Origin of the sequence: Klebsiella sp. R390, assembly GCF_051131745.1 — a bacterium.
Lineage (GTDB): Bacteria > Pseudomonadota > Gammaproteobacteria > Enterobacterales > Enterobacteriaceae > Klebsiella.
Map to the genome: position 1 here is coordinate 2,684,743 of NZ_CP180445.1, position 23,789 is coordinate 2,708,531.

Consider the following 23,789-nt stretch of genomic DNA (forward strand, 5'->3'; position numbering starts at 1 on the left):
CAACGCAGTCACAGCGTGAAAGACGGGAGTTATACAGGTCGGCGACAACGCATGGCACAACGCCATTATCAGGAAATTTAACTATGTGTGGAATTGTTGGCGCAGTCGCGCAGCGTGATATTGCTGAAATCCTTCTCGAAGGTTTACGTCGTCTGGAATACCGTGGCTACGACTCTGCCGGTCTGGCAGTTGTCGATAACGCAGGACATATGTCCCGCGTTCGTCGCCTTGGTAAAGTCCAGATGCTGGCTCAGGCGGTCGAAGAGCAGCCGTTACATGGCGGTACCGGGATTGCCCATACCCGCTGGGCGACACATGGCGAACCGTCAGAAGGCAACGCGCATCCGCATGTTTCTGAACACATTGTGGTGGTCCATAACGGCATCATCGAAAACCACGAACCGCTGCGAGAACTGCTGCAGTCCCGCGGCTATGTCTTTGTCTCAGAGACCGACACCGAAGTAATTGCTCACCTGGTGCATTGGGAGCTGGAACAAGGCGGTACGCTGCGCGAAGCGGTGCTGCGCACTATCCCTCAGCTGCGCGGTGCTTACGGCACGGTGATTATGGATACCCGCGATCCGGCGACGTTGCTGGCTGCCCGTTCTGGTAGTCCGCTGGTTATCGGTCTGGGGATGGGGGAAAACTTCATCGCTTCCGATCAGCTGGCGCTGCTGCCGGTGACTCGCCGCTTTATCTTCCTCGAAGAGGGGGATATCGCTGAAGTTACGCGCCGCTCCGTTGTTATCTTCGATAAATCTGGTGCGGAAGTGAAACGCCCGGATATCGAATCCAACCTGCAGTACGACGCTGGTGATAAAGGTATTTACCGCCACTACATGCAGAAAGAGATTTACGAGCAGCCAAACGCGATTAAAAACACGCTCTCCGGGCGTATCAGCCATGGTGAGGTGGATCTCAACGAACTGGGAGCCAATGCCAACGAGATGCTGTCTCAGGTTGAGCATATCCAGATCGTCGCCTGCGGGACCTCGTACAACTCCGGTATGGTTTCTCGCTACTGGTTTGAAGCGCTGGCGGGCGTCCCTTGTGATGTCGAAATCGCCTCTGAATTCCGCTATCGCAAATCAGCGGTGCGCCGCAACAGCCTGATGATCACCCTCTCTCAGTCCGGTGAGACGGCGGATACCCTGGCTGCACTGCGTTTGTCAAAAGAGCTGGGCTACCTCGGTTCACTGGCGATTTGTAACGTTGCCGGCTCTTCGCTGGTGCGTGAGTCCGATTTGTCGTTAATGACCAAAGCGGGCACCGAGATTGGCGTCGCCTCGACCAAGGCTTTCACCACTCAACTGACCGTGTTGCTGCTGCTGGTGGCAAAACTGGCACGCCTTAAAGGTCAGGATGTGGCGATTGAGCACGATATCGTGCACGGTTTGCAGGCTCTGCCAAACCGTATTGAGCAGATGCTGTCTCAGGATAAGCGTATCGAAGCGCTGGCTGAGAGCTTCTCTGATAAGCACCATGCGCTGTTCCTTGGCCGTGGCGATCAGTACCCGATCGCTCTGGAAGGGGCGCTGAAGCTGAAAGAGATCTCTTACATTCATGCGGAAGCCTATGCGGCGGGCGAGCTGAAACACGGGCCTCTGGCGCTGATTGACGCTGAAATGCCGGTGATCGTCGTGGCACCGAACAACGAACTGCTGGAGAAACTGAAATCCAACATTGAGGAAGTTCGCGCCCGTGGGGGTCAGCTGTATGTATTCGCCGACGGCGAGGCCGGGTTCAACAGCAGCGACAACATGCACATTATCGAAATGCCGCATGTGGAAGAGGTGATTGCGCCGATCTTCTACACCGTGCCGCTGCAGCTGCTGGCGTACCACGTCGCGCTGATTAAAGGCACCGACGTTGACCAGCCGCGTAACCTGGCGAAATCGGTTACCGTAGAATAAAACAACACCTGTCGTGACAAGGGCCGCCATTTGGCGGCCTTTTTTTGTCATTTTTACCGCTTTATTCATCGTCCCCAAACAAAATTCCCGGGCGCTGGTTTATGACAAAGCGTCATCTTCGACTACGATCTTAAGTGTCATAAAAAGAAAATTTTCCTGCAATGTTTCGGTCATGAAAGAAATTAACATTATGATTTATATTGTTTTTATTTTTCCGCGATCGCTGTCTTTTTGGGTGTCATAAAACTGTAATAATTCGTACATTTTACTGTCACCTCTTTGTCCTATTTTGCTCACCATAGCCTTGAAACAACAATTTACGAACCCAGCAGGAGACATTATGAACGTTATGCGTACCACCGTCGCAACAGTTGTCGCCGCGACCTTATCGATGAGCGCTTTCTCTGCTTTTGCAGCAGCAAGTCTGACTGGCGCGGGCGCAACTTTCCCTGCACCGGTGTATGCCAAATGGGCTGATACCTATCAGAAAGAAACCAGCAATAAAGTGAACTACCAGGGGATCGGTTCTTCCGGTGGTGTAAAACAGATTATTGCTAACACCGTTGATTTCGGTGCTTCTGATGCTCCTCTGTCTGATGACAAGCTCGCGCAGGAAGGCCTGTTCCAGTTCCCGACCGTGATCGGCGGTGTGGTGCTGGCGATTAACCTGCCTGGCGTGAAGTCTGGCGAGCTGGTTCTGGACGGCAAAACGCTGGGTGATATCTACCTCGGCAAAATTAAGAAGTGGGATGATGAAGCGATCGCTAAACTCAACCCGGGCATGAAACTGCCTTCGCAGAACATTGCCGTGGTGCGTCGTGCTGACGGTTCCGGTACTTCCTTCGTGTTCACCAGCTACCTGTCAAAAGTGAACGAAGAGTGGAAATCTAAGATTGGTGCTGGCTCTACCGTTAACTGGCCGACCGGGCTGGGTGGTAAAGGCAATGACGGTATCGCTGCGTTCGTACAGCGTCTGCCGGGCTCCATTGGCTACGTTGAATACGCTTACGCTAAGCAGAACAACCTGGCTTATACCAAGCTGCTCTCCGCAGATGGTAAGCCGGTTAGCCCGACCGAAGATAACTTTGCTAACGCCGCAAAAGGTATCGACTGGAGCAAATCCTTCGCACAGGATCTGACCAACCAGAAAGGTGAGAATGCATGGCCGATCACCTCAACGACCTTTATCCTGGTTCACAAAGCGACGACCAAACCGGAGCAGACGGCAGAAGTGCTGAAGTTCTTCGACTGGGCGTACAAAAACGGCGGTAAAGAAGCTAACGCCCTGGATTACGCAACGCTGCCGGAAAGCGTGGTTGAGCAGGTTCGTGCTGCATGGAAAACCAACGTGAAAGACAGCAGCGGTAAAGCGCTGTACTAAATACCCGTCATACTTCGAGCCGCAGCTGCGTTGGCTGCAACTCGAATAATTTAGGGTATAGCATTACGTTAGCCTGGAGGCACGCTAAAATGCGCGCTTCCAGGCCCAAACAGAAAGAGTAACTTATGGCTGCAACCAAGCCGGCATTTAACCCTCCGGGGAAAAAGGGTGACATAATTTTCAGCGTGCTGGTCAAACTGGCGGCGCTGATTGTGCTATTGATGCTGGGCGGCATCATCGTTTCCCTCATTATTTCTTCCTGGCCAAGCATTCAGAAGTTTGGTTTTTCCTTTTTGTGGACCAAAGAGTGGGATGCGCCAAACGAAATCTTCGGTGCGCTGGTGCCCATCTACGGGACGCTGGTGACCTCGTTTATTGCGTTACTGATTGCCGTCCCGGTGAGTTTTGGTATCGCGCTGTTCCTGACTGAGCTCTCTCCTGCCTGGCTGAAGCGTCCTCTTGGTATCGCGATTGAGCTGCTGGCGGCTATCCCGAGTATTGTTTATGGCATGTGGGGCCTGTTTATCTTTGCCCCGCTGTTTGCGAAGTACTTCCAGGAGCCGGTCGGCAACGTACTGTCGACGATCCCATTTGTTGGCGCCCTGTTTGCCGGTCCGGCGTTTGGTATCGGTATTCTGGCCGCTGGCGTGATCCTCGCCATCATGATCATCCCGTACATTGCTGCGGTCATGCGTGATGTGTTCGAACAGACGCCGGTCATGATGAAAGAGTCGGCCTATGGTATCGGCTGCACCACCTGGGAAGTTATCTGGCGCATCGTGCTGCCGTTTACCAAGAACGGGGTTATTGGCGGGGTGATGCTGGGTCTGGGACGTGCGCTGGGGGAAACCATGGCGGTAACCTTTATTATCGGCAACACCTACCAGCTGGATAGCGCGTCGCTGTATATGCCGGGCAACAGTATTACCTCCGCACTGGCGAATGAGTTTGCCGAAGCAGAAAGCGGCCTGCACGTGGCAGCGCTGATGGAGCTGGGGCTGATCCTGTTCGTGATTACCTTTATTGTTCTGGCCGCATCGAAGTTTATGGTGATGCGTCTGGCGAAGAATGAGGGGGCTCGCTAATGGCGACGATCGAATTGCAAACTACCGCAGAGCTGGCGGAATCCCGCCGTAAGATGCAGGCCAAACGTCGGCTGAAAAACCGCATCGCCCTGACGCTTTCCATGGGCACCATGGCCTTCGGTCTGTTCTGGCTTATCTGGATCCTGATGGCCACCATCACCCGTGGTTTTGATGGCATGAGCCTGGCGCTGTTTACCGAAATGACGCCGCCGCCGAACACCGCAGGCGGTGGTCTGGCAAACGCCCTGGCGGGCAGCGGCCTGCTGATCCTGTGGTCAACAATTTTTGGAACGCCGCTGGGCATCATGGCGGGCATTTATCTGGCGGAATATGGTCGTAAGTCGGTTCTGGCGGAAGTGATTCGTTTTATTAACGACATTCTGCTTTCCGCACCGTCCATTGTGGTGGGGCTGTTTGTCTACACCATCGTGGTCGCGCAGATGCAGCACTTTTCCGGCTGGGCTGGCGTGATTGCGCTGGCACTGTTGCAGGTACCGATCGTTATTCGTACCACTGAAAACATGCTAAAACTGGTGCCGGACAGCCTGCGCGAAGCTGCGTACGCGCTGGGTACGCCGAAGTGGAAAATGATTTCCGCGATCACTCTGAAAGCCTCGGTATCCGGCATCATGACCGGGATCCTGCTGGCTATCGCACGTATCGCTGGGGAAACGGCACCGCTGCTGTTTACCGCGCTCTCCAACCAGTTCTGGAGCACCGATATGATGCAGCCGATCGCCAACCTGCCGGTGACCATTTTCAAATTTGCCATGAGTCCGTTCGCGGAGTGGCAGCAACTGGCATGGGCCGGGGTATTGATTATCACCCTGTGCGTTTTGCTGCTGAACATTCTGGCGCGCGTTATTTTCGCGAAGAATAAACACGGTTAATTTTTGCGGCGCGGCGAAATGCGGCGTCGAATGAGGAAGAGATTGATGAGTATGGTGAATGCGACCCCGGGTAAGCTTTCAGTTCGTAACCTGAACTTCTACTACGGAAAATTCCATGCCCTGAAAAACATTAACCTGGATATCACCAAAAACCAGGTTACGGCGTTTATCGGTCCGTCAGGCTGTGGTAAATCAACGCTGCTGCGTACCTTTAACAAAATGTTCGAGCTGTATCCGGAGCAGCGCGCTGAAGGCGAAATCCTGCTGGATGGCGACAATATTCTGACTAATACTCAGGATATTGCGCTGCTGCGGGCGAAAGTGGGTATGGTTTTCCAGAAGCCGACGCCGTTCCCAATGTCGATTTATGACAATATCGCTTTCGGTGTACGCCTGTTTGAAAAGCTGTCACGTGCGGATATGGACGAGCGCGTGCAGTGGGCGTTGACCAAGGCCGCGTTATGGAACGAAACCAAAGATAAACTGCACCAGAGCGGCTATTCGCTCTCTGGTGGTCAGCAGCAGCGTCTGTGCATCGCCCGTGGTATCGCGATCCGCCCGGAAGTGTTGCTGCTTGACGAGCCGTGTTCAGCGCTGGACCCGATCTCCACCGGGCGCATTGAAGAGCTGATCACCGAGCTGAAACAGGATTACACCGTCGTTATCGTTACCCACAACATGCAGCAGGCTGCGCGTTGTTCAGACCATACGGCATTTATGTATCTTGGCGAGCTGATTGAATTCAGTAACACGGACGATCTGTTTACCAAGCCCGCGAAGAAGCAAACTGAAGATTATATTACTGGCCGCTACGGTTGATATGCCCTTCAGCTTTCAAGCGATAACCGCGTTGGCTGCCTTTGCTCACCCCGGTCACGTAGTAGACTACGCTCCCGGGGATCCGCGCAGTTGCCGCCTTGTGCTCGCTCGAAATCTTTTGGGCATCTGGAGAAATGATGGATAATTTAAACCTTAATAAACATATTTCCGGCCAGTTCAATGCTGAACTGGAGTATATCCGCACCCAGGTGTTGACCATGGGTGGGCTGGTGGAACAGCAGCTTTCTGATGCCATCACCGCGATGCACAATCAGGACAGCGAGCTGGCAAAACGGGTCATTGACGGCGATAAGCAGGTCAACATGATGGAAGTCGCGATTGATGAAGCCTGTGTGCGCATCATCGCGAAACGCCAGCCAACCGCCAGCGACCTGCGCCTGGTGATGGCGATCATCAAAACCATCGCCGAGCTGGAACGTATCGGCGACGTTGCGGATAAAATCTGCCGCACCGCGCTGGAGAAGTTTTCTCAGCAGCACCAGCCGCTGCTGGTCAGCCTGGAATCGCTGGGACGTCACACCGTGCAGATGCTGCATGATGTGCTGGACGCCTTCGCACGCATGGATCTGGACGAGGCAGTGCGTATTTATCGCGAAGATAAGAAAGTCGATCAGGAATATGAGGGCATCGTGCGTCAGCTGATGACCTACATGATGGAAGATTCACGCACTATCCCTAGCGTGCTGACCGCCTTGTTCTGCGCCCGTTCAATCGAGCGTATCGGCGACCGTTGCCAGAATATTTGCGAATACATTTTCTATTTCGTGAAGGGTCAGGACTTCCGCCATGTTGGCGGCGACGAGCTGGATAAACTGCTGGCGGGTAAAGACCCGAAAGAGTAATCCCGGCGATCCGGCGCGTGCCGGGCTACAGAGCAGCGTAGCCCGGCCGAGCAGGCTCTTAACGCGTTACCTCCCACCCTCGTGCTTTCCACAACGCTGGTAACTGTGCCAGATCGGTAAAGGTCGTCACTTTTGGATGGTCGATCGGTTTGTTGTGCGGATCGGCGCAGAAGTAAAAGACCTCCATGCCAGCATCGATTCCTGACTGCGCGCCCGCGCTGGAATCATCCACCAGAATGCAGTTCTCAACGTTAACGTTCATCGCTTTTGCCGCGTGAAACATCAGCGCCGGGTCTGGCTTCCAGCGCTGGATATCGTAGCCGCTGTACAGCTGTTCAGGGAAATGATGCAACATGCCGGTTCTTCCGAGCGAGTGCTGCATTTTGCTGACCGGGCCGTTAGAGACGACGCACATCGGCACGCTAACCGCATCCAGCAGCGTTTCCGCCCCGGCAATGGCCTGCAGCTCTGAGTCAAACAGGCGCGCGACTTCTGCCCGATAAATCGGTTCAAGCTCCGGTTTTTGCAGGTTGACGCCGTACTCTTCGTTGATGGTGTCGATGATTTCGTAGAGTTTTACCCCCTTGAAACGTTTGAAGATTTCTTCCAGATCCAGCGTGATGCCGAACGTGTGGAACATGTGAACATAGGCGCGGGAACAGATCACCTCGCTGTCGACCAGCGTGCCGTCACAGTCGAAAAACAGAGCTTCTATTTGGGACATGCCGTTTCCATTTAAACAAGTTTAACGTTTTCGTCATGCGTATTGGTGCCACGCAATCGTTGCCGTATAAGTAAATTCAATGAAAAAAAGTTACCATACAACTGCACCTGGTGTCGCATTTTGGTATAGGATAGCGACGAATTTTCCCTCCTTAAGTTCGGAAACCGATAATGAGTCAACAACAAACCAGCCAGTCTTCTGGCCAGGGTCTGCTGGAGCGCGTGTTCAAACTACGTGAACACGGCACGACGGCACGTACCGAAGCGATAGCAGGTTTCACCACCTTTTTGACAATGGTCTACATTGTTTTTGTTAACCCACAAATTCTTGGCGTGGCGGGTATGGATACCAGCGCCGTGTTTGTGACGACCTGTCTGATCGCCGCCTTCGGTAGTATTCTGATGGGGCTGTTTGCTAACCTGCCGGTCGCACTGGCGCCAGCAATGGGTCTGAACGCATTCTTTGCCTTTGTCGTGGTACAGGCCATGGGGCTGCCGTGGCAGGTGGGGATGGGGGCTATCTTCTGGGGCGCCGTAGGTCTGCTGCTGCTGACCATTTTCCGCGTCCGTTACTGGATGATTGCCAATATTCCGGTCAGTCTGCGTGTGGGGATCACCAGCGGTATCGGTCTGTTTATCGGCATGATGGGGCTGAAAAATGCCGGCGTGATTGTTGCCAACAAAGATACGCTGGTTAGCATCGGCAACCTGACCTCTCACAGCGTGCTGCTGGGGATCCTCGGCTTCTTTATTATTGCCATCCTGGCCTCCCGTAATATTCATGCGGCAGTACTGGTCTCTATCGTCGTTACGACGCTGTTAGGCTGGATGCTGGGTGATGTGCACTACACCGGTATTGTGTCCGCGCCGCCGAGCATCACTTCGGTTATTGGCCATGTGGATTTAGCCGGTTCGTTTAACCTCGGCCTGGCAGGCATCATCTTCTCCTTCATGCTGGTTAACCTGTTCGACTCTTCCGGTACCTTGATTGGTGTGACCGATAAAGCCGGTCTTGCCGATGAGAAAGGTAAGTTCCCGCGTATGAAGCAGGCGCTGTTTGTCGACAGTATCTCATCGGTGGCAGGTTCCTTTATCGGTACCTCTTCGGTGACGGCCTATATCGAATCCTCCTCCGGCGTCTCTGTGGGCGGGCGTACCGGCCTGACGGCAGTGGTTGTCGGTCTCCTGTTCCTGCTGGTGATTTTCCTGTCGCCGCTGGCGGGAATGGTGCCGGCCTATGCGGCTGCGGGGGCGCTGATTTATGTGGGCGTACTGATGACTTCCAGCCTGGCGCGCGTGAAGTGGGACGATCTGACTGAAGCGGTTCCGGCGTTTATTACCGCGGTGATGATGCCGTTCAGCTTCTCGATTACCGAAGGGATTGCGTTAGGTTTTATCTCTTACTGCGTGATGAAGATTGGTACCGGTCGCCTGCGCGATCTCAGCCCATGCGTGATTATCGTGTCGCTGCTGTTTGTGCTAAAAATTGTGTTTATCGACGCCCATTAATGTGGCGCACAACACCCTCTCCCCGCAGGGAGAGGGTGATTCACTTATGCTTTCACGCGCTGAATATACTCACCAAAGGCGCTCAGCTGTCCGCTCAGATGATCGAGCGTGCTCTGATCGACCACCTCGCCCGACTGCGGGTCCACTTTGTTCTGAATCACGCCGCCCATAAACTCCGGTTTGTTCATCACCATCGCGTCGAGGAACACCAGAATCTGGCGCAGGTGATACTGGCAGCGCGCGCCGCCGATAGCTCCCATCGAGCTGGTTTGAATCAGCACCGGTTTACCAGATAGCGGCTGCTCAGGCAGACGGGACAGCCAGTCAATCGCATTCTTCAGGCCGCCCGGCACCGAGTAGTTATACTCCGGTGTCACAATAACAACGCCGTCGGCTTCACGAATCTGTTGTGCAATATCCTGCACGCTTTGCGGGAATCCCTCTTCCTGCTGAAAATCCGCGTCATATAGCGGAATGTCGCCAATGGATGGCAGTGCGGAGATCGCCATGTTCGCCGGCGCGATCCCTGGCAGGGTGCGGGCGACCATGCCATTAAAAGACCCTTTGCGCAGACTTCCGAGTAACGTAACAACTTTCAACGTATCAGACATGATTGCTCCTTTGCATCATGATGGCCGGGCTGACCGGTCAGTTGAGGGAGAGTGCTTTTTCTACGGGGAGGCTGGTAAAACGCATCAGCCGGGCGGCGGACTCTTTTGCCCGCATCTGGGCGTCCGGCAGATTACGCCAGCCTTCCTGATGATGATATTCCCAGACCTTGAGCTGGCCGATGGCGGGGGTGGCGGCAATGGACCACACCAGCACCGTTTCTGCGTCGCAGAGGGCCTCTACAGGATGCATCCTGGTGGTTCGCAGACGACCCGCGCCGGGCAGCAGCTGCAGGCGCACCGGGTCTTCACCGGTCAGCTTCAGCACGCTCCGACGCAGCGCCACTAGCTGGGCACGTGCTTCATCGGGATCGTGCTGGATGTTAATCCACAAATTCTCATTGCTGTTGAAGACATAGCGGTTCGGGTCGTGCAGCGGATGGATCCCGCGCGAGGCGTTCTGGAGTTCCATATCCAGCCCGCAGTCGCCTTCGGTGGTTAGCGCGACGCCAACAATATTTCCGGCATAAGAGATGGAAAAGCGCGGCAGGTTGGGATCGGAAAAGACCGGCCGGCCGTTATCGTCATTGGTGATATCGGGTAGCTCGCTGATGCCATACAGCATAAACAGCAGCTCGGCGAGCAGTGAACGTGATGCGCGGTAGCGACTCTGCCGATACTCGGGCAGGCGCTGGGCGGATTGATAGCAGGCCGCCGACAGGCGTGTCGATAGCGGCTCCCTGATGCTGAGTATCCCTCTTGCAAAATGCGTTGCCATTCGTCGCTCCGTGATTAATGGTCATTGGAAAATTCTGAGGTCTATTATCACCTGGTATTGATAGGTTTTAATGCGGAATTCCCCCCTTGAAAAGGGTATTTATGCGAACTTTACAATTTCTTGCGCAGGCAGTAGAGGAAGAGCAATAAAATCGGCTTATAACGGGCCCTGATAGAGTTGTTTGAGGGTCTCTCTGAGCCAGACGATCTTCGGGTTGCTGCTATTGCGTTTATGCCACAGCAGGGTGAACGGCACGCGCGTTTTTTCCAGTAGCTGAGGCTCCAGCGGTAGCGGGCGCGACACCAGCGGCAGGTGGTGCTGGCGGTTGTAGTGATGGCAATAGCGCGGCGCGGTGGCCAGCATAGTGTGGTGTGGCTGAGCCGCCATAAACAGCGATTGCTCAAAGCCCGGCAAGGTTAACGCGACGGTCCGCTTGTGCCCCATGTCATGCAGAATATCATCCAGCGCCCAGGTATCGCTCTGCTCCCAGCTGATATTGATATGCGGGTAGCGTAAAAAGGTCTCCAGATTCCACTCCTCGGCAAGGGCCGGGTGATCTTCACGTAGCCAGACCTGAGGCAGGTCAGTAAACAGGACGTCAAAATCGATATACCACGGTAGCTGGCTTAACTGCTCCCGTGAACGCGGGTGCGTTTCCCGCCCGCAAAAGCCGATGTCGACCTCGCCGCGAATTATCGCGTCCAGCGAGTCGTAGTCCCAGTTACGCAGGCGGATCAGCGCCTGGGGATAGCGCTGATAGATCTGCTGCGACAGGGTGTTAAACAGGATCATCAGCAGCGGTGCTTCCGCCGCCAGTTCGAACTTGAGGCCGCTTGGCGTAGCGTGATGAGGTTTATCGAGGATCTGGTGACCGATCTGCATCCAGTCCGCCAGATCCTGCTCCATGCTGGACATCAATGGCGTCGGTGACAGTCCGAGCGGAGTTTTGACGAACAAGGGATCGTCAAACCACGCGCGCAGCTTGGCTAAGGATTTGCTCACCGCCGACGGCGAAACGTTCATCCGTTTCGCCGTGCGGGTCACGCTATGCTCCTGCGTCAGAAGCTGCAGGCAGAGTAATAAATTAAGATCGAGACTCGACAGGGGCTTCTTCATAGTGTTGCGCGACCCGTGCTGGGGAGGTGGCCAGAATCAGTACAAGGCTCACTATGCTACAGCCAATGAGTATCCCGATCAGCATATTCATCGCACTCAGCCCCACAATCGCCGCCAGCCAAATCCACAACGACGAACCGCAGACCTGAGCAATCCCCAGAACGGAGCTGGCCACGCCCGCCCTCAGGGTAAATGGCCCCAGCGCCTGGCTCATGGCCACGCCGAAACCCACCGAGAAGCCGGCGCAAATCAGCGCCAGGCCCAGCAGGGTGACGCTCTGGCTGGTGGCGAGGCTGAGCAAGACACCGGCAAGCAGGAACATCACCTGCGAGGTCAGCATCAGGGTACGCGGTTTAAATATCGTGAGGGCGAAGGGGGTGGAGAACGACACCATCATGCTCACCAGCGCCATTAAGGCCATCGCCATTGAATATTGTCCGCGATCGAACCCCATCTCTTCCATCATCAACACCGGTGAAACGTTCACGTAGGTCAGGATCGCCGTGACGCTAAGAGTGGTAATAACGATACGGCTGAGGAAAAAGCGGTTCAGCAGTGACTCAGCAACCGTATCCTGCCCGGCAGTTGCCAGCGAGGGCGCTGCCGGTCGCGTTTCCCGCAGGAGAAAGACCGAGAGCAGGCCGACCATTACACCCATGCCGGTCATGGTATAGAACAGGCTTTGCCATGGGTATTTCAGCATAATCAGGTGGCCCAGTACCGGCGCCAGAACCGGGATAATGCAGGTGATGCCATTCAACAGCGACAGGACCTTCGCGCGACGGCGGTCGTCGAGGGTATCGCGCAGGACGGCGAAAGCGACCACGTAGCAGCTTCCGGCACCGATGCCCTGCATAAAGCGCCCAACCAGAAAGAGGTCGCTGGTATGCGCGTGCGCGCAGAGCACAGAGGCAAGAATAAACACCGCAGAGCCAAACAGCGCGACCGGCTTACGCCCGGACCTATCGGCAATTCTGCCGGCAAACAGCATCGCAGCGGCCATACCGGCCAGATAGACCGAGAAGGCGATATGCAGCTGCGCTTCGCTGGCACCGAGATCCTGTGCAATACGCGGTAGCCCCACCAGATACATATCGATGCCGGATGGATAAAGTAAAACCAGCGCAAAACTACAGATCAGAAAGCGTGCCATAAGACCCCCGGGAAAATAGTGGGGTACAGAGTAATGGCTATTGCATGGCAGCACGAGTTGCCATTTGGACAACAATGATTTCCTGAGAGGAAAAACCCCTCGACAGATCGCAGGGTGAGATAGCGCTGAAACGAAAAAACCCGCGTTAACAAGGTGTTAACACGGGTTAGTCAAGACTCACTTACTGCGCTTACTTACCGATACAGAAGCTGGAGAAAATCCGTCCCAGCAGATCATCAGAGGTAAATTCGCCGGTGATTTCGCTTAGCGCCTGCTGGGCAAGGCGCAGCTCTTCCGCCAGCAGCTCGCCGGCCCACGCGCCAAGCAGCTGGGCTTTACCCTGCTGCAGATGGTTGGCAGCGTCGGATAGCGCCTGCAGGTGGCGACGACGGGCAAGGAAACCGCCTTCCATATTGGTTTCAAAGCCCATGCTCTGCTTAAGATGATTGCGCAGAACATCCACGCCCTCGCCGGTGCGTGCCGACAGGCGGATCAGTGAGTGGCCATTCACTTCACTGAGGCCCAGCGTTTCACCGGTGACGTCGGCTTTGTTGCGTACCACCGTAATCGGCAGTTTCGCCGGTAAGCGTTCGATAAAGTCCGGCCAGATTTCTGCCGGATCGACGGCGCTGGTGGTGGTGCCATCGACCATAAACAGCACCCGGTCGGCCTGCTCGATCTCCTGCCAGGCACGCTCAATACCGATGCGCTCAACCTCATCGCTGGCATCACGCAGGCCAGCAGTATCGATGATATGCAGCGGCATACCGTCAATATGGATATGCTCGCGCAGGACGTCGCGGGTGGTTCCAGCGATGTCGGTGACGATCGCCGCTTCACGCCCGGCCAGCGCGTTCAGCAGGCTCGATTTACCGGCGTTCGGGCGACCGGCAATGACCACTTTCATCCCTTCACGCAGCAGGCTACCCTGGCGCGCTTCGGCGCGAACGGCATCGAGGTCGGCGATCACCCCGTTGAGCTGGGCTTCAATTTTACCGTCGGAGAGGAAGTCTATCTCTTCGTCCGGGAAGTCGATGGCCGCTTCCACGTAGATGCGCAGGTGAGTGAGTGCTTCCACAAGATGGTTTACGCGCGTGGAGAATGCGCCCTGCAGGGAGTTCAGCGCGGAACGTGCCGCCTGCTCGGAGCTGGCGTCAATCAGGTCAGCAATCGCTTCGGCCTGGGCTAAATCGAGCTTGTCGTTCAAAAACGCGCGCTCGGAGAACTCACCGGGGTTGGCAATGCGTAAACCTGGCAGGGTCAGAATGCGTTTGAGCAGCAGGTCGAGAATGACCGGGCCACCGTGGCCCTGGAGCTCCAGCACATCTTCACCGGTAAAGGAGTTCGGGCCAGGGAACCACAGCGCAATCCCCTGATCCAGCGGCGTACCGTCGGCATCTTTAAAAGGCAGATAATCGGCATAGCGCGGCTTGGGGAGCTTGCCCAGCACCGCCTGTGCCACCTCGCGTGCCTTCAGGCCAGAGATACGCAGAATGCCCACACCACCGCGTCCCGGTGGGGTTGCCTGGGCGACGATCGTGTCGTTATGGCTCATGATGACTCTCTATGTAAATGTAAAAAAGGCGGTCTATTGACCGCCTTCTCTGGCATTAACTACTACCGTAGATACTCAAAATAATTCAAGCTGCGGGAAGGCGGCAAGTTAGCGAGGTCCCAGGAGCTTACTGAAGTAAGTGACTGGGGCGTACGAACGAAGCCAACGCATCAGCGGCTTGAAGAATGAAGAGTCTCAGCTCTTTTTCTTCTCGCGGCTATGCAGCCCACGTTTTTCCAGACCACGATAAATCAGCTGCTGCTGAATAATGGTGACCAGGTTGCTGACGATATAGTAAACCACCAGACCAGACGGGAACCACAGGAAGAACACCGTGAAGATGACCGGCATAAAGGTCATGATCTTCTGCTGCATCGGGTCGGTCACGGTGGTCGGCGACATCTTCTGAATGAAGAACATCGTGGCGCCCATGATGATCGGCAGGATGTAGTACGGGTCTTGTGCAGACAGGTCGTGGATCCACAGGATAAACGGCGCATGACGCAGTTCAACCGAGGCGCTCAGCATATAGTACAGCGCAAGGAAGATTGGCATCTGGATAATCAGCGGGAAGCAGCCACCCAGTGGGTTAACCTTCTCGGCTTTATACAGCGCCATCATTTCCTGACTTTGACGCTGTTTATCGTCACCAAGACGCTCACGCATTGCCTGAATTTTCGGCTGCAGCATACGCATCTTCGCCATGGAGGTGTACTGCGCTTTGGTCAGCGGGTACATGATGCCACGAACGATAAAGGTAATAACGATGATCGAGAAGCCCCAGTTGCCCAGGAAGCTATGGATCCATTTCAGCAGCTTGAACAGCGGCTGAGAGATGAACCACAACCAGCCATAGTCAACGGTCAGATCCAGGTGCGGCGCAACGGCAGCCATTTTGTCCTGAATTGCCGGGCCAACCCACAGTACGCTTTGCAGCTTGTCGGTCTGTCCTGGCTGAACCAGTACCGGCTGAGATTTATAGCCGATAGCGACAACACCGTTGCCAAGGTTCGAGGTGTAGAAGTTATTCGTACCGTTGTTTTCCGGAACCCATGCTGTCGTAAAGTACTGCTGCAGCATCGCAACCCAACCGTTTTTGGTGTTGGTGTTCAGGTTCTCGTTATCGACGATGGTATCGAATTTATACTTTTCGTACTTCGACTCAGAAGTGGAATACGCGGCGCCACGGAAAGTGTGCATGGTAGACAGGCCACCGGTTTGCGTATCACGGCTGGTCGGCAGCGCTGCCGTTTGTTTCAGCTGACCGAAGGTCGAAACTTCCAGCGGTTTTTCGCTGGTGTTCTGCACGTTATAGCTCACGTTCACCGCATAATCACCGCGTTTCAGGGTGAAGGTTTTGGTGAATACGTTGCCTGCTTTATCGGTATAGGTCAGCGGAACGACGATTTCGTTCTGGCCTTCGGCCAGTACAAACGCATCCTTATCGACGTTATACAGCGGACGTGGGCCGTTAGCCGGGTTATCCGGGCCGTCACGACCGGTTAAGCCGCTCTGCGCCTGATAGATAAACTGTGGCGTGGTTTCCAGTAACTGGAACGGTTCGTCTGACTTCAGTGCTTTCGGGTAAGTCGGAAGCAGAGATTGCTCAATATCACCACCACGGGTGTTGATAGTCAGCTCCAGCACGTCAGTTTTAACCGTAATCAGTTTCCCTTGGCCACTGGCCGGTACGCCCTGGTCTGCGGCGCTACCCGCTGCTGTGGTCGTAGTCTGCGTGGTCTGCTGCTGGGCTTGAGGATTGTTATCCTGCTCCCAGGCTTGCCAGATCATGAAAGACACGAACAACAAAGCGATGATAAGAAGATTGCGTTGCGAATCCATCGTTAGTGTTCTCTGGTATCAAATGGTCCAGGCGGGACGGGGTCGTCACCACCAGGGTGTAAAGGGTGGCATTTTAATACGCGTTTCACTGTCAACCAACTGCCTTTTATCATCCCAAACCTGCGCAAGGCCTCAATTCCGTACTGAGAACAGGTAGGCGTGAAACGACAATGCGGCCCGAGTAGCGGACTAATCAGGCGCTGATAGACCCGGATAAGGCCTATCAGGACCCTGGAGCCAGGCGACAATGGCGGCGCCATAATTTTTCCAACGCTTCCGAGAGAGCACGGTTATCGAGGTCAGCAACCCCTTTTTTTGCCACCACCACGAAATCCATAGGCGGGAGTTCATGTTGACGTAAACGAAAGCTTTCACGCGTCAGACGTTTAATCCGATTGCGTTCATGCGCGCGCTTGACGTTTTTCTTGGCGACGGTAAGACCGATGCGGGGATGCCCCAGCGAATTCAGGCGGCCGAGGATGGTGATTTGCGGCGTGCCAGCCCGTTGTGGCTGCTGGAAGACGAAAGTGAAATGACTGGGAGTTAACAAACGTAACTCCCTGGGAAATGCGAGCTTAACCACGCAGGGTTAGCTTTATTACTTGGAAACGGTCAGACGAGCACGGCTTTTAGCACGACGACGTGCCAGAACCTGACGACCATTTTTAGTAGCCATACGTGCACGGAAGCCGTGAGAACGGTTGCGCTTCAGTACAGACGGTTGAAAAGTGCGTTTCATGGCGGTTTCTACCTAAACTTGAATAATTTCACTGACTTTTGCGTATACCCGAACGAACTTCGAACGACTTACGCCTCAGCGATGGTGATTAAAGAGGCCGGATTGTAATAATTGTACACTCCGGAGTCAATTCTCTTTCCTTATTTCTCGTACTTTGTCGCACAAAAAATGACCGGCGACAGTCGACGGAAAACGGGCATTACGCGCCGGGTGGAGGATTATACGGCCTGACGGGTAAAGCGCAAGGATCGTAAAGGATCTTTGTTAGATCGTTTAGACCCAAAACCGACATAGCTCATTAAATTTTCCGATATGTGGCTTAAATCGTCCCCCACTCTGCGCTGGATCGATTACACTTACCCGGCTTTGATCCTTCCTGTGGATAAATCGGGAAGAATCTGTTGAGAAACAGAAGATCTCTTTCTCAGTTTAGGCTATGATCCCCGGTCCTGATCGCGATCTACCGATCCGCATCGGATAAATACCGCAGATAGCGGTTCGCGCGTCACCCCTTTTGTGCAGGGGCTTTTCGGCCAATGCAGGGTCTTGTCGACGTGTGCCAACAATCACGATTGTTTCTTTTTTTCTTTATATCGATTTTATGTTCGAGTGGAGTCCGCCGTGTCACTTTCGCTTTGGCAGCAGTGTCTTGCCCGATTGCAGGATGAGTTACCAGCCACAGAATTCAGTATGTGGATACGCCCGTTGCAGGCGGAATTGAGCGATAACACGCTGGCACTGTATGCGCCAAACCGTTTTGTGCTCGATTGGGTAAGGGATAAATACCTCAATAATATCAATGGACTCCTCAATGATTTTTGCGGTGCTGATGCCCCACAACTGCGATTTGAAGTCGGCACCCGCCCGGCCGTACAGGTGCAAAGAGGCGCGGTAACGAACAACGTTGCGGCCACCGTACCGGCGGCACAGGTGCAGACGGCGCGCGTGGCGCCCACCATTGTGCGTCCTGGCTGGGATAACGTCCCGGCGCCGGCGGAACCGACCTACCGCTCTAATGTTAACGTCAAACATACCTTCGATAACTTTGTTGAAGGTAAGTCGAACCAGCTGGCCCGTGCCGCAGCACGTCAGGTCGCGGATAATCCTGGCGGCGCTTATAACCCTTTATTCCTTTATGGTGGTACCGGTCTGGGTAAAACCCACCTGTTGCACGCGGTCGGTAACGGCATCGTCGCGCGCAAACCGAACGCCAAAGTGGTTTATATGCACTCCGAGCGTTTTGTTCAGGACATGGTTAAAGCCTTGCAGAACAACGCCATTGAAGAGTTCAAACGTTACTACCGCTCCGTAGACGCCCTGCTGATCGATGATATTCAGTTCTTTGCTAATAAAGAGCGTTCTCAGGAAGAGTTCTTCCACACCTTTAATGCCCTGCTGGAAGGTAATCAGCAGATCATTCTGACATCGGATCGTTATCCGAAAGAGATCAATGGTGTTGAGGATCGTCTGAAATCCCGCTTCGGCTGGGGCCTGACGGTGGCGATCGAGCCGCCTGAGCTGGAAACCCGCGTGGCGATCCTGATGAAAAAGGCCGACGAAAACGACATTCGTCTGCCAGGTGAAGTCGCCTTCTTTATTGCCAAGCGTTTACGTTCAAACGTGCGTGAGCTGGAAGGGGCACTGAACCGCGTTATCGCCAATGCCAACTTTACCGGACGGGCGATCACCATCGATTTCGTGCGCGAAGCGCTGCGCGATCTGCTGGCTCTGCAGGAAAAACTGGTCACTATCGACAATATTCAAAAGACGGTGGCGGAGTACTACAAGATTAAGGTAGCGGATTTGCTGTCTAAACGCCGCTCCCGTTCGGTGGCGCGACCACGCCAGATGGCGATGGCGCTGGCGAAAGAGCTGACCAACCACAGCCTGCCGGAAATCGGCGATGCGTTTGGCGGCCGCGACCATACCACCGTGCTACATGCATGCCGTAAGATCGAGCAGTTGCGTGAAGAAAGCCATGATATCAAAGAAGATTTTTCCAATTTAATCAGAACATTATCCTCGTGACGCTATGAAATTTACCGTAGAACGTGAACATTTATTAAAACCGCTGCAACAGGTGAGCGGTCCCTTAGGTGGCCGTCCGACGCTGCCCATTCTCGGTAACCTGCTGCTTCAGGTTTCGGATGGCGCCTTGTCGCTGACCGGCACGGACCTTGAGATGGAAATGGTGGCGCGCGTTGCGCTAATTCAGCCGCATGACGCGGGTGCAACCACCGTTCCGGCACGTAAATTTTTTGATATCTGCCGCGGCCTGCCTGAAGGCGCGGAGATTGCGGTACAGCTGGAGGGTGACCGGATGCTGGTGCGCTCCGGGCGCAGCCGTTTCTCTCTGTCGACCCTGCCTGCAGCGGATTTCCCGAACCTTGATGACTGGCAGAGCGAAGTTGAATTTACCCTGCCGCAGGCGACCATGAAGCGTCTGATTGAAGCCACGCAGTTTTCCATGGCGCATCAGGATGTTCGCTACTACTTAAACGGCATGCTGTTTGAAACCGAAGGTGACGAACTGCGCACCGTTGCTACTGACGGACACCGCCTGGCGGTCTGTTCAATGCCGTTGGGCGAATCGCTGCCGAACCATTCGGTGATCGTGCCGCGTAAAGGGGTCATTGAGCTGATGCGCATGCTGGACGGCGGCGACACGCCGTTGCGCGTGCAGATTGGTAGCAATAATATTCGCGCTCACGTCGGTGATTTTATCTTCACATCGAAGCTGGTTGATGGCCGCTTCCCTGATTATCGCCGCGTATTGCCGAAGAACCCGGACAAGCACCTCGATGCCGGCTGCGATATTCTGAAGCAGGCTTTTGCCCGCGCGGCGATCCTCTCGAACGAGAAATTCCGCGGCGTGCGTCTGTATGTCAGTGAAAACCAGCTGAAAATTACCGCCAATAACCCGGAACAGGAAGAAGCGGAAGAGATTCTTGATGTTTCTTACTCCGGCAGCGAGATGGAAATCGGCTTTAACGTCAGCTACGTGCTGGATGTGCTGAATGCGCTGAAATGTGAAAACGTGCGTATTCTGCTGACCGATTCTGTTTCCAGCGTCCAGATTGAAGATGCGGCGTCACAATCGGCCGCCTACGTTGTCATGCCTATGAGATTGTAGAATCTGCAAAGGGGCTGGTTTACTTGCCATTTCGCCTTCCGGCAGTGCTCGAAATGCTCACGTACTTCGTGTACGCTCCGCTTTCTGCGCACTGGCGGTAGACGAACTGGCTGCGACACCCACGCCCCTTGAATGATGACGAGCTGATATGTCGCTATCCCGACTTCTAATCAAAGACTTCCGCAATATTGAAGATGCGGATCTCGCTTTATCCCCTGGCTTTAACTTCCTGGTGGGCGCCAACGGCAGCGGTAAAACCAGCGTACTGGAAGCTATCTATACGCTTGGCCACGGTCGGGCGTTTCGCAGTTTGCAAATCGGCCGGGTGATCCGCCACGAACAAGAGTCGTTTATTCTGCACGGACGTCTGCAGGGCGGCGAACGTGAGGTCTCCATCGGCCTGACCAAAGATAAGCAGGGCGACAGCAAGGTGCGGATTGACGGTACCGATGGCCACAAGGTGGCAGAGCTGGCGCACCTGATGCCGATGCAGCTGATTACGCCGGAAGGGTTTACTTTACTCAACGGCGGCCCCAAATACAGAAGAGCCTTCCTTGACTGGGGATGCTTTCACAATGAAGCCGGGTTCTTTACCGCCTGGAGCAACCTCAAGCGCCTGCTGAAGCAGCGTAATGCCGCGTTGCGCCAGGTGAGTCGCTATGCTCAGATACGGCCCTGGGATCAGGAACTGATTCCGCTGGCGGAACAAATCAGCCGTTGGCGTGCCGAATATAGCGCCGCTATCGTCGAAGACATGGCGGATACCTGTAAGCAGTTTTTACCTGAATTCTCTCTGGCCTTCTCCTTCCAGCGTGGCTGGGAGAAAGAAACGGATTACTCCGAGGTTCTTGAGCGAAATTTCGAGCGTGACCGCATGCTGACCTACACCGCCCACGGCCCGCACAAAGCTGATTTCCGCATTCGTGCCGATGGTGCGCCGGTCGAAGATACTTTGTCACGTGGGCAGCTTAAACTCCTGATGTGCGCGCTACGACTGGCGCAGGGAGAGTTTTTAACCCGCGAAAGCGGAAGACGCTGTCTGTATCTGATAGATGATTTTGCCTCGGAACTGGACGACGCAAGGCGCGGTTTGCTTGCCAGCCGCTTAAAAGCCACGCAGTCGCAGGTTTTCGTCAGCGCGATCAGCGCTGAACACGTAATGGACATGTCGGACAAAAATTCGAAGATGTTCACCGTGGAAAAGGGTAAAATAACGGATTAACCTAAGTTTAAATGAGCGAGAAACGTTGATGTCGAATTCTTATGACTCCTCCAGTATCAAAGTCCTGAAAGGGCTGGATGCGGTGCGTAAGCGCCCGGGTATGTATATCGGCGACACGGATGACGGCACCGGTCTGCACCACATGGTATTCGAGGTTGTGGATAACGCTATCGACGAAGCGCTCGCAGGTTACTGTAAAGATATCGTTGTCACCATCCATAGCGATAACTCTGTCTCCGTACAGGATGACGGGCGCGGTATTCCGACCGGTATTCACCCGGAAGAGGGCGTATCGGCGGCAGAAGTCATCATGACCGTCCTGCACGCAGGCGGTAAATTCGATGATAACTCTTATAAAGTTTCCGGCGGCCTGCACGGCGTAGGCGTTTCCGTGGTTAACGCCCTGTCGCAGAAGCTGGAGCTGGTTATTCAGCGCGACAATAAAGTTCACCGTCAGATCTATGCGCACGGCGTGCCACAGGCTCCGCTGGCAGTGACTGGTGAGACCGAAAAAACCGGCACCATGGTTCGTTTCTGGCCAAGCTATGAAACCTTCACCAACGTTATTGAATTCGAATACGAGATCCTGGCGAAACGTCTGCGTGAGCTGTCGTTCCTGAACTCCGGGGTGTCTATCCGCCTGCGCGACAAGCGTGACGGTAAAGAAGACCATTTCCACTACGAAGGCGGCATTAAGGCGTTCGTTGAGTATCTCAACAAGAACAAAACGCCGATCCACCCGAATATCTTCTATTTCTCCACCGAAAAAGACGGTATTGGCGTAGAAGTTGCGCTGCAGTGGAACGATGGCTTCCAGGAAAACATCTACTGCTTCACTAACAACATTCCGCAGCGCGACGGCGGTACTCACCTTGCGGGCTTCCGCGCGGCGATGACCCGTACTCTGAACGCCTACATGGACAAAGAAGGCTACAGCAAAAAAGCCAAAGTCAGCGCCACCGGCGATGATGCGCGCGAAGGCCTGATTGCCGTTGTCTCCGTGAAGGTGCCGGATCCGAAATTCTCCTCACAGACCAAAGACAAACTGGTCTCCTCCGAGGTGAAAACGGCGGTTGAACAGCAGATGAATGAACTGCTGAACGAATACCTGCTGGAAAATCCGTCTGACGCGAAAATCGTGGTGGGCAAAATTATCGATGCGGCCCGCGCTCGTGAAGCCGCACGTCGTGCACGTGAAATGACCCGTCGTAAAGGCGCGCTGGATCTGGCAGGCCTGCCGGGCAAACTGGCGGATTGTCAGGAACGTGACCCGGCGCTGTCCGAACTGTACCTCGTGGAAGGGGACTCCGCGGGCGGTTCTGCTAAGCAGGGCCGTAACCGTAAGAACCAGGCTATCCTGCCGCTGAAGGGTAAAATCCTCAACGTCGAGAAAGCCCGTTTCGACAAGATGCTCTCTTCTCAGGAAGTGGCGACGCTGATCACCGCCCTGGGCTGTGGTATCGGCCGTGACGAATACAACCCGGACAAGCTGCGTTACCACAGCATCATCATCATGACCGATGCGGACGTCGATGGCTCGCACATCCGTACGCTGCTGCTGACCTTCTTCTACCGTCAGATGCCGGAAATCGTTGAACGTGGTCATGTCTACATTGCCCAGCCGCCGCTGTACAAAGTGAAGAAAGGCAAGCAGGAACAGTACATCAAAGACGATGAAGCGATGGACCAGTACCAGATTTCTATCGCTCTGGATGGCGCGACCCTGCACACCAACGCCAGCGCTCCGGCACTGGCGGGCGAGCCGTTAGAAAAACTGGTGGCTGAATTCAATGGCACGCAGAAAATGATTGTTCGCATGGAACGTCGCTTCCCGAAATCGCTGCTGAAAGAGCTGATTTACCAGCCAACCCTGAACGAAGCCGACCTCTCTGATGAGCAGATCGTCACCCGTTGGGTGAACGCGCTGGTGAGCGATCTGAATGAAAAAGAGCAGCACGGTAGCCAGTGGAAGTTCGACATTCACGAAAATACCGAACTGCAGCTGTTCGAACCGATTATCCGCGTGCGTACCCACGGCGTAGACACTGACTATCCGCTGGATCACGAGTTTGTCACCGGTGGCGAATATCGTCGAATCTGTACCCTGGGTGAGAAACTGCGTGGGCTTATCGAAGACGACGCGTTTATCGAACGTGGCGAACGCCGTCAGCCGGTTGCCAGCTTTGAGCAGGCGCTGGAGTGGTTGGTTAAAGAGTCCCGTCGCGGCCTGTCTATCCAGCGCTATAAAGGTCTGGGCGAGATGAACCCGGATCAGCTGTGGGAAACCACCATGGATCCGGACAGCCGTCGCATGCTGCGCGTGACCGTGAAGGATGCGATTGCCGCCGACCAGCTGTTCACCACCCTGATGGGCGATGCCGTTGAACCACGCCGTGCCTTTATCGAAGAGAACGCCCTGAAAGCGGCGAATATCGATATTTAATCGTGGCGAAATGGTCA

22 protein-coding genes are annotated in these 23,789 nt (G+C 54.7%); 11 read left to right on the forward strand and 11 right to left on the reverse strand.

Annotation, left to right across the window (positions count from 1 at the left end):
- Nucleotides 1–83: 83 nt before the first annotated feature.
- The 6 genes from glmS to phoU all read left to right on the forward strand — a co-directional run bounded on the left by glmS (nt 84) and on the right by phoU (nt 6,951).
- Complete coding sequence (gene glmS / locus ACMYSP_RS12455) at nt 84–1,913, forward strand: glutamine--fructose-6-phosphate transaminase (isomerizing) (protein WP_434582382.1); 1,830 nt, start codon at nt 84–86, stop codon at nt 1,911–1,913.
- A 340-nt stretch (nt 1,914–2,253) separates the two neighbouring features.
- Nucleotides 2,254–3,294, forward strand: coding sequence for a phosphate ABC transporter substrate-binding protein PstS (pstS, locus tag ACMYSP_RS12460; RefSeq protein WP_434582383.1), 1,041 nt, complete (start codon nt 2,254–2,256; stop codon nt 3,292–3,294).
- A 125-nt stretch (nt 3,295–3,419) separates the two neighbouring features.
- Nucleotides 3,420–4,379, forward strand: coding sequence for a phosphate ABC transporter permease PstC (gene pstC / locus ACMYSP_RS12465; protein ID WP_123756976.1), 960 nt, complete (start codon nt 3,420–3,422; stop codon nt 4,377–4,379).
- The gene (gene pstA, locus ACMYSP_RS12470) at nt 4,379–5,269 is read left to right on the forward strand and encodes a phosphate ABC transporter permease PstA (protein WP_123756977.1); all 891 of its coding nucleotides are present in this window, start codon (nt 4,379–4,381) and stop codon (nt 5,267–5,269) included. The genes pstC and pstA overlap by 1 nt, the downstream gene beginning before the upstream one ends.
- A 45-nt stretch (nt 5,270–5,314) precedes the next feature.
- The gene (gene pstB / locus ACMYSP_RS12475; RefSeq protein ID WP_110276026.1) at nt 5,315–6,088 is read left to right on the forward strand and encodes a phosphate ABC transporter ATP-binding protein PstB; all 774 of its coding nucleotides are present in this window, start codon (nt 5,315–5,317) and stop codon (nt 6,086–6,088) included.
- A gap of 137 nt (nt 6,089–6,225) precedes the next feature.
- The gene (phoU, locus tag ACMYSP_RS12480) at nt 6,226–6,951 is read left to right on the forward strand and encodes a phosphate signaling complex protein PhoU (RefSeq protein ID WP_123756979.1); all 726 of its coding nucleotides are present in this window, start codon (nt 6,226–6,228) and stop codon (nt 6,949–6,951) included.
- Nucleotides 6,952–7,009: 58 nt separating this feature from the next.
- On the opposite strand, the gene yieH is transcribed toward phoU, so the two are convergent.
- Entirely contained in the window at nt 7,010–7,675 is a 666-nt protein-coding gene (gene yieH / locus ACMYSP_RS12485) for a 6-phosphogluconate phosphatase (protein WP_434582384.1), read from the reverse strand.
- Nucleotides 7,676–7,845: 170 nt separating this feature from the next.
- On the opposite strand from yieH, the gene adeP reads away from it, so the two are divergent.
- Nucleotides 7,846–9,183, forward strand: a complete 1,338-nt coding sequence (gene adeP, locus ACMYSP_RS12490) for an adenine permease AdeP (RefSeq protein ID WP_123756981.1) — start codon at nt 7,846–7,848, stop codon at nt 9,181–9,183.
- A 44-nt stretch (nt 9,184–9,227) separates the two neighbouring features.
- Here adeP and ACMYSP_RS12495 read toward each other — a convergent pair whose 3' ends face one another.
- From ACMYSP_RS12495 to ACMYSP_RS12540, 10 genes are all read right to left on the reverse strand, one after another.
- A complete protein-coding gene (locus ACMYSP_RS12495) occupies nt 9,228–9,794 on the reverse strand; it encodes an NADPH-dependent FMN reductase (RefSeq protein WP_123756982.1) in 567 nt (188 codons plus the stop codon).
- A gap of 37 nt (nt 9,795–9,831) precedes the next feature.
- Nucleotides 9,832–10,416 (reverse strand): 4'-phosphopantetheinyl transferase family protein, encoded by a 585-nt coding sequence (locus ACMYSP_RS12500; RefSeq protein ID WP_434587073.1) that lies wholly within the window; start codon nt 10,414–10,416, stop codon nt 9,832–9,834.
- A 309-nt stretch (nt 10,417–10,725) separates the two neighbouring features.
- On the reverse strand, nt 10,726–11,685 hold the full coding sequence (yidZ, locus tag ACMYSP_RS12505; RefSeq protein WP_434582386.1) for an HTH-type transcriptional regulator YidZ: 960 nt from the start codon (nt 11,683–11,685) through the stop codon (nt 10,726–10,728).
- A complete protein-coding gene (locus tag ACMYSP_RS12510; RefSeq protein ID WP_434582388.1) occupies nt 11,654–12,838 on the reverse strand; it encodes an MFS transporter in 1,185 nt (394 codons plus the stop codon). Before ACMYSP_RS12510 ends, yidZ begins: the two co-directional genes overlap by 32 nt.
- A gap of 190 nt (nt 12,839–13,028) precedes the next feature.
- Complete coding sequence (gene mnmE / locus ACMYSP_RS12515; RefSeq protein ID WP_434582389.1) at nt 13,029–14,393, reverse strand: tRNA uridine-5-carboxymethylaminomethyl(34) synthesis GTPase MnmE; 1,365 nt, start codon at nt 14,391–14,393, stop codon at nt 13,029–13,031.
- A gap of 195 nt (nt 14,394–14,588) precedes the next feature.
- Nucleotides 14,589–16,235, reverse strand: a complete 1,647-nt coding sequence (gene yidC, locus ACMYSP_RS12520; RefSeq protein WP_434582390.1) for a membrane protein insertase YidC — start codon at nt 16,233–16,235, stop codon at nt 14,589–14,591.
- Nucleotides 16,236–16,237: 2 nt separating this feature from the next.
- Nucleotides 16,238–16,495: a membrane protein insertion efficiency factor YidD gene (gene yidD / locus ACMYSP_RS12525; RefSeq protein WP_123756988.1), complete on the reverse strand. Its 258-nt coding sequence runs from the start codon at nt 16,493–16,495 to the stop codon at nt 16,238–16,240.
- Nucleotides 16,459–16,818: a ribonuclease P protein component gene (gene rnpA, locus ACMYSP_RS12530; protein ID WP_049264554.1), complete on the reverse strand. Its 360-nt coding sequence runs from the start codon at nt 16,816–16,818 to the stop codon at nt 16,459–16,461. The genes yidD and rnpA overlap by 37 nt, the downstream gene beginning before the upstream one ends.
- A 15-nt stretch (nt 16,819–16,833) precedes the next feature.
- On the reverse strand, nt 16,834–16,974 hold the full coding sequence (gene rpmH, locus ACMYSP_RS12535; RefSeq protein WP_004871828.1) for a 50S ribosomal protein L34: 141 nt from the start codon (nt 16,972–16,974) through the stop codon (nt 16,834–16,836).
- A gap of 218 nt (nt 16,975–17,192) precedes the next feature.
- Complete coding sequence (locus ACMYSP_RS12540) at nt 17,193–17,273, reverse strand: hypothetical protein (protein ID WP_434587074.1); 81 nt, start codon at nt 17,271–17,273, stop codon at nt 17,193–17,195.
- 322 nt (nt 17,274–17,595) lie between these two features.
- Here ACMYSP_RS12540 and dnaA point away from each other — a divergent pair, with 322 nt between their 5' ends.
- The 4 genes from dnaA to gyrB all read left to right on the forward strand — a co-directional run bounded on the left by dnaA (nt 17,596) and on the right by gyrB (nt 23,772).
- Nucleotides 17,596–19,002, forward strand: coding sequence for a chromosomal replication initiator protein DnaA (gene dnaA, locus ACMYSP_RS12545; protein ID WP_434582392.1), 1,407 nt, complete (start codon nt 17,596–17,598; stop codon nt 19,000–19,002).
- 4 nt (nt 19,003–19,006) lie between these two features.
- The gene (dnaN, locus tag ACMYSP_RS12550; protein ID WP_123756990.1) at nt 19,007–20,107 is read left to right on the forward strand and encodes a DNA polymerase III subunit beta; all 1,101 of its coding nucleotides are present in this window, start codon (nt 19,007–19,009) and stop codon (nt 20,105–20,107) included.
- 148 nt (nt 20,108–20,255) lie between these two features.
- Nucleotides 20,256–21,329: a DNA replication/repair protein RecF gene (gene recF / locus ACMYSP_RS12555; RefSeq protein ID WP_434582394.1), complete on the forward strand. Its 1,074-nt coding sequence runs from the start codon at nt 20,256–20,258 to the stop codon at nt 21,327–21,329.
- Nucleotides 21,330–21,357: 28 nt separating this feature from the next.
- Nucleotides 21,358–23,772: a DNA topoisomerase (ATP-hydrolyzing) subunit B gene (gyrB, locus tag ACMYSP_RS12560; protein ID WP_434582395.1), complete on the forward strand. Its 2,415-nt coding sequence runs from the start codon at nt 21,358–21,360 to the stop codon at nt 23,770–23,772.
- Nucleotides 23,773–23,789: the final 17 nt, after the last annotated feature.

Excerpts from the sequence above, each read along its gene's own strand:
- glmS (WP_434582382.1), top strand. The coding sequence starts at position 84 with ATGTGTGGAATTGTTGGCGCAGTCGCGCAGCGTGATATTGCTGAAATC.
- pstS (WP_434582383.1), top strand. The coding sequence starts at position 2,254 with ATGAACGTTATGCGTACCACCGTCGCAACAGTTGTCGCCGCGACCTTA.
- pstC (WP_123756976.1), top strand. The coding sequence starts at position 3,420 with ATGGCTGCAACCAAGCCGGCATTTAACCCTCCGGGGAAAAAGGGTGAC.
- pstA (WP_123756977.1), top strand. The coding sequence starts at position 4,379 with ATGGCGACGATCGAATTGCAAACTACCGCAGAGCTGGCGGAATCCCGC.
- pstB (WP_110276026.1), top strand. The coding sequence starts at position 5,315 with ATGAGTATGGTGAATGCGACCCCGGGTAAGCTTTCAGTTCGTAACCTG.
- phoU (WP_123756979.1), top strand. The coding sequence starts at position 6,226 with ATGGATAATTTAAACCTTAATAAACATATTTCCGGCCAGTTCAATGCT.
- yieH (WP_434582384.1), bottom strand. The coding sequence starts at position 7,675 with ATGTCCCAAATAGAAGCTCTGTTTTTCGACTGTGACGGCACGCTGGTC.
- adeP (WP_123756981.1), top strand. The coding sequence starts at position 7,846 with ATGAGTCAACAACAAACCAGCCAGTCTTCTGGCCAGGGTCTGCTGGAG.
- ACMYSP_RS12495 (WP_123756982.1), bottom strand. The coding sequence starts at position 9,794 with ATGTCTGATACGTTGAAAGTTGTTACGTTACTCGGAAGTCTGCGCAAA.
- ACMYSP_RS12500 (WP_434587073.1), bottom strand. The coding sequence starts at position 10,416 with ATGCTGTATGGCATCAGCGAGCTACCCGATATCACCAATGACGATAAC.
- yidZ (WP_434582386.1), bottom strand. The coding sequence starts at position 11,685 with ATGAAGAAGCCCCTGTCGAGTCTCGATCTTAATTTATTACTCTGCCTG.
- ACMYSP_RS12510 (WP_434582388.1), bottom strand. The coding sequence starts at position 12,838 with ATGGCACGCTTTCTGATCTGTAGTTTTGCGCTGGTTTTACTTTATCCA.
- mnmE (WP_434582389.1), bottom strand. The coding sequence starts at position 14,393 with ATGAGCCATAACGACACGATCGTCGCCCAGGCAACCCCACCGGGACGC.
- yidC (WP_434582390.1), bottom strand. The coding sequence starts at position 16,235 with ATGGATTCGCAACGCAATCTTCTTATCATCGCTTTGTTGTTCGTGTCT.
- yidD (WP_123756988.1), bottom strand. The coding sequence starts at position 16,495 with ATGGCGCCGCCATTGTCGCCTGGCTCCAGGGTCCTGATAGGCCTTATC.
- rpmH (WP_004871828.1), bottom strand. The coding sequence starts at position 16,974 with ATGAAACGCACTTTTCAACCGTCTGTACTGAAGCGCAACCGTTCTCAC.
- ACMYSP_RS12540 (WP_434587074.1), bottom strand. The coding sequence starts at position 17,273 with ATGAGCTATGTCGGTTTTGGGTCTAAACGATCTAACAAAGATCCTTTA.
- dnaN (WP_123756990.1), top strand. The coding sequence starts at position 19,007 with ATGAAATTTACCGTAGAACGTGAACATTTATTAAAACCGCTGCAACAG.
- recF (WP_434582394.1), top strand. The coding sequence starts at position 20,256 with ATGTCGCTATCCCGACTTCTAATCAAAGACTTCCGCAATATTGAAGAT.
- gyrB (WP_434582395.1), top strand. The coding sequence starts at position 21,358 with ATGTCGAATTCTTATGACTCCTCCAGTATCAAAGTCCTGAAAGGGCTG.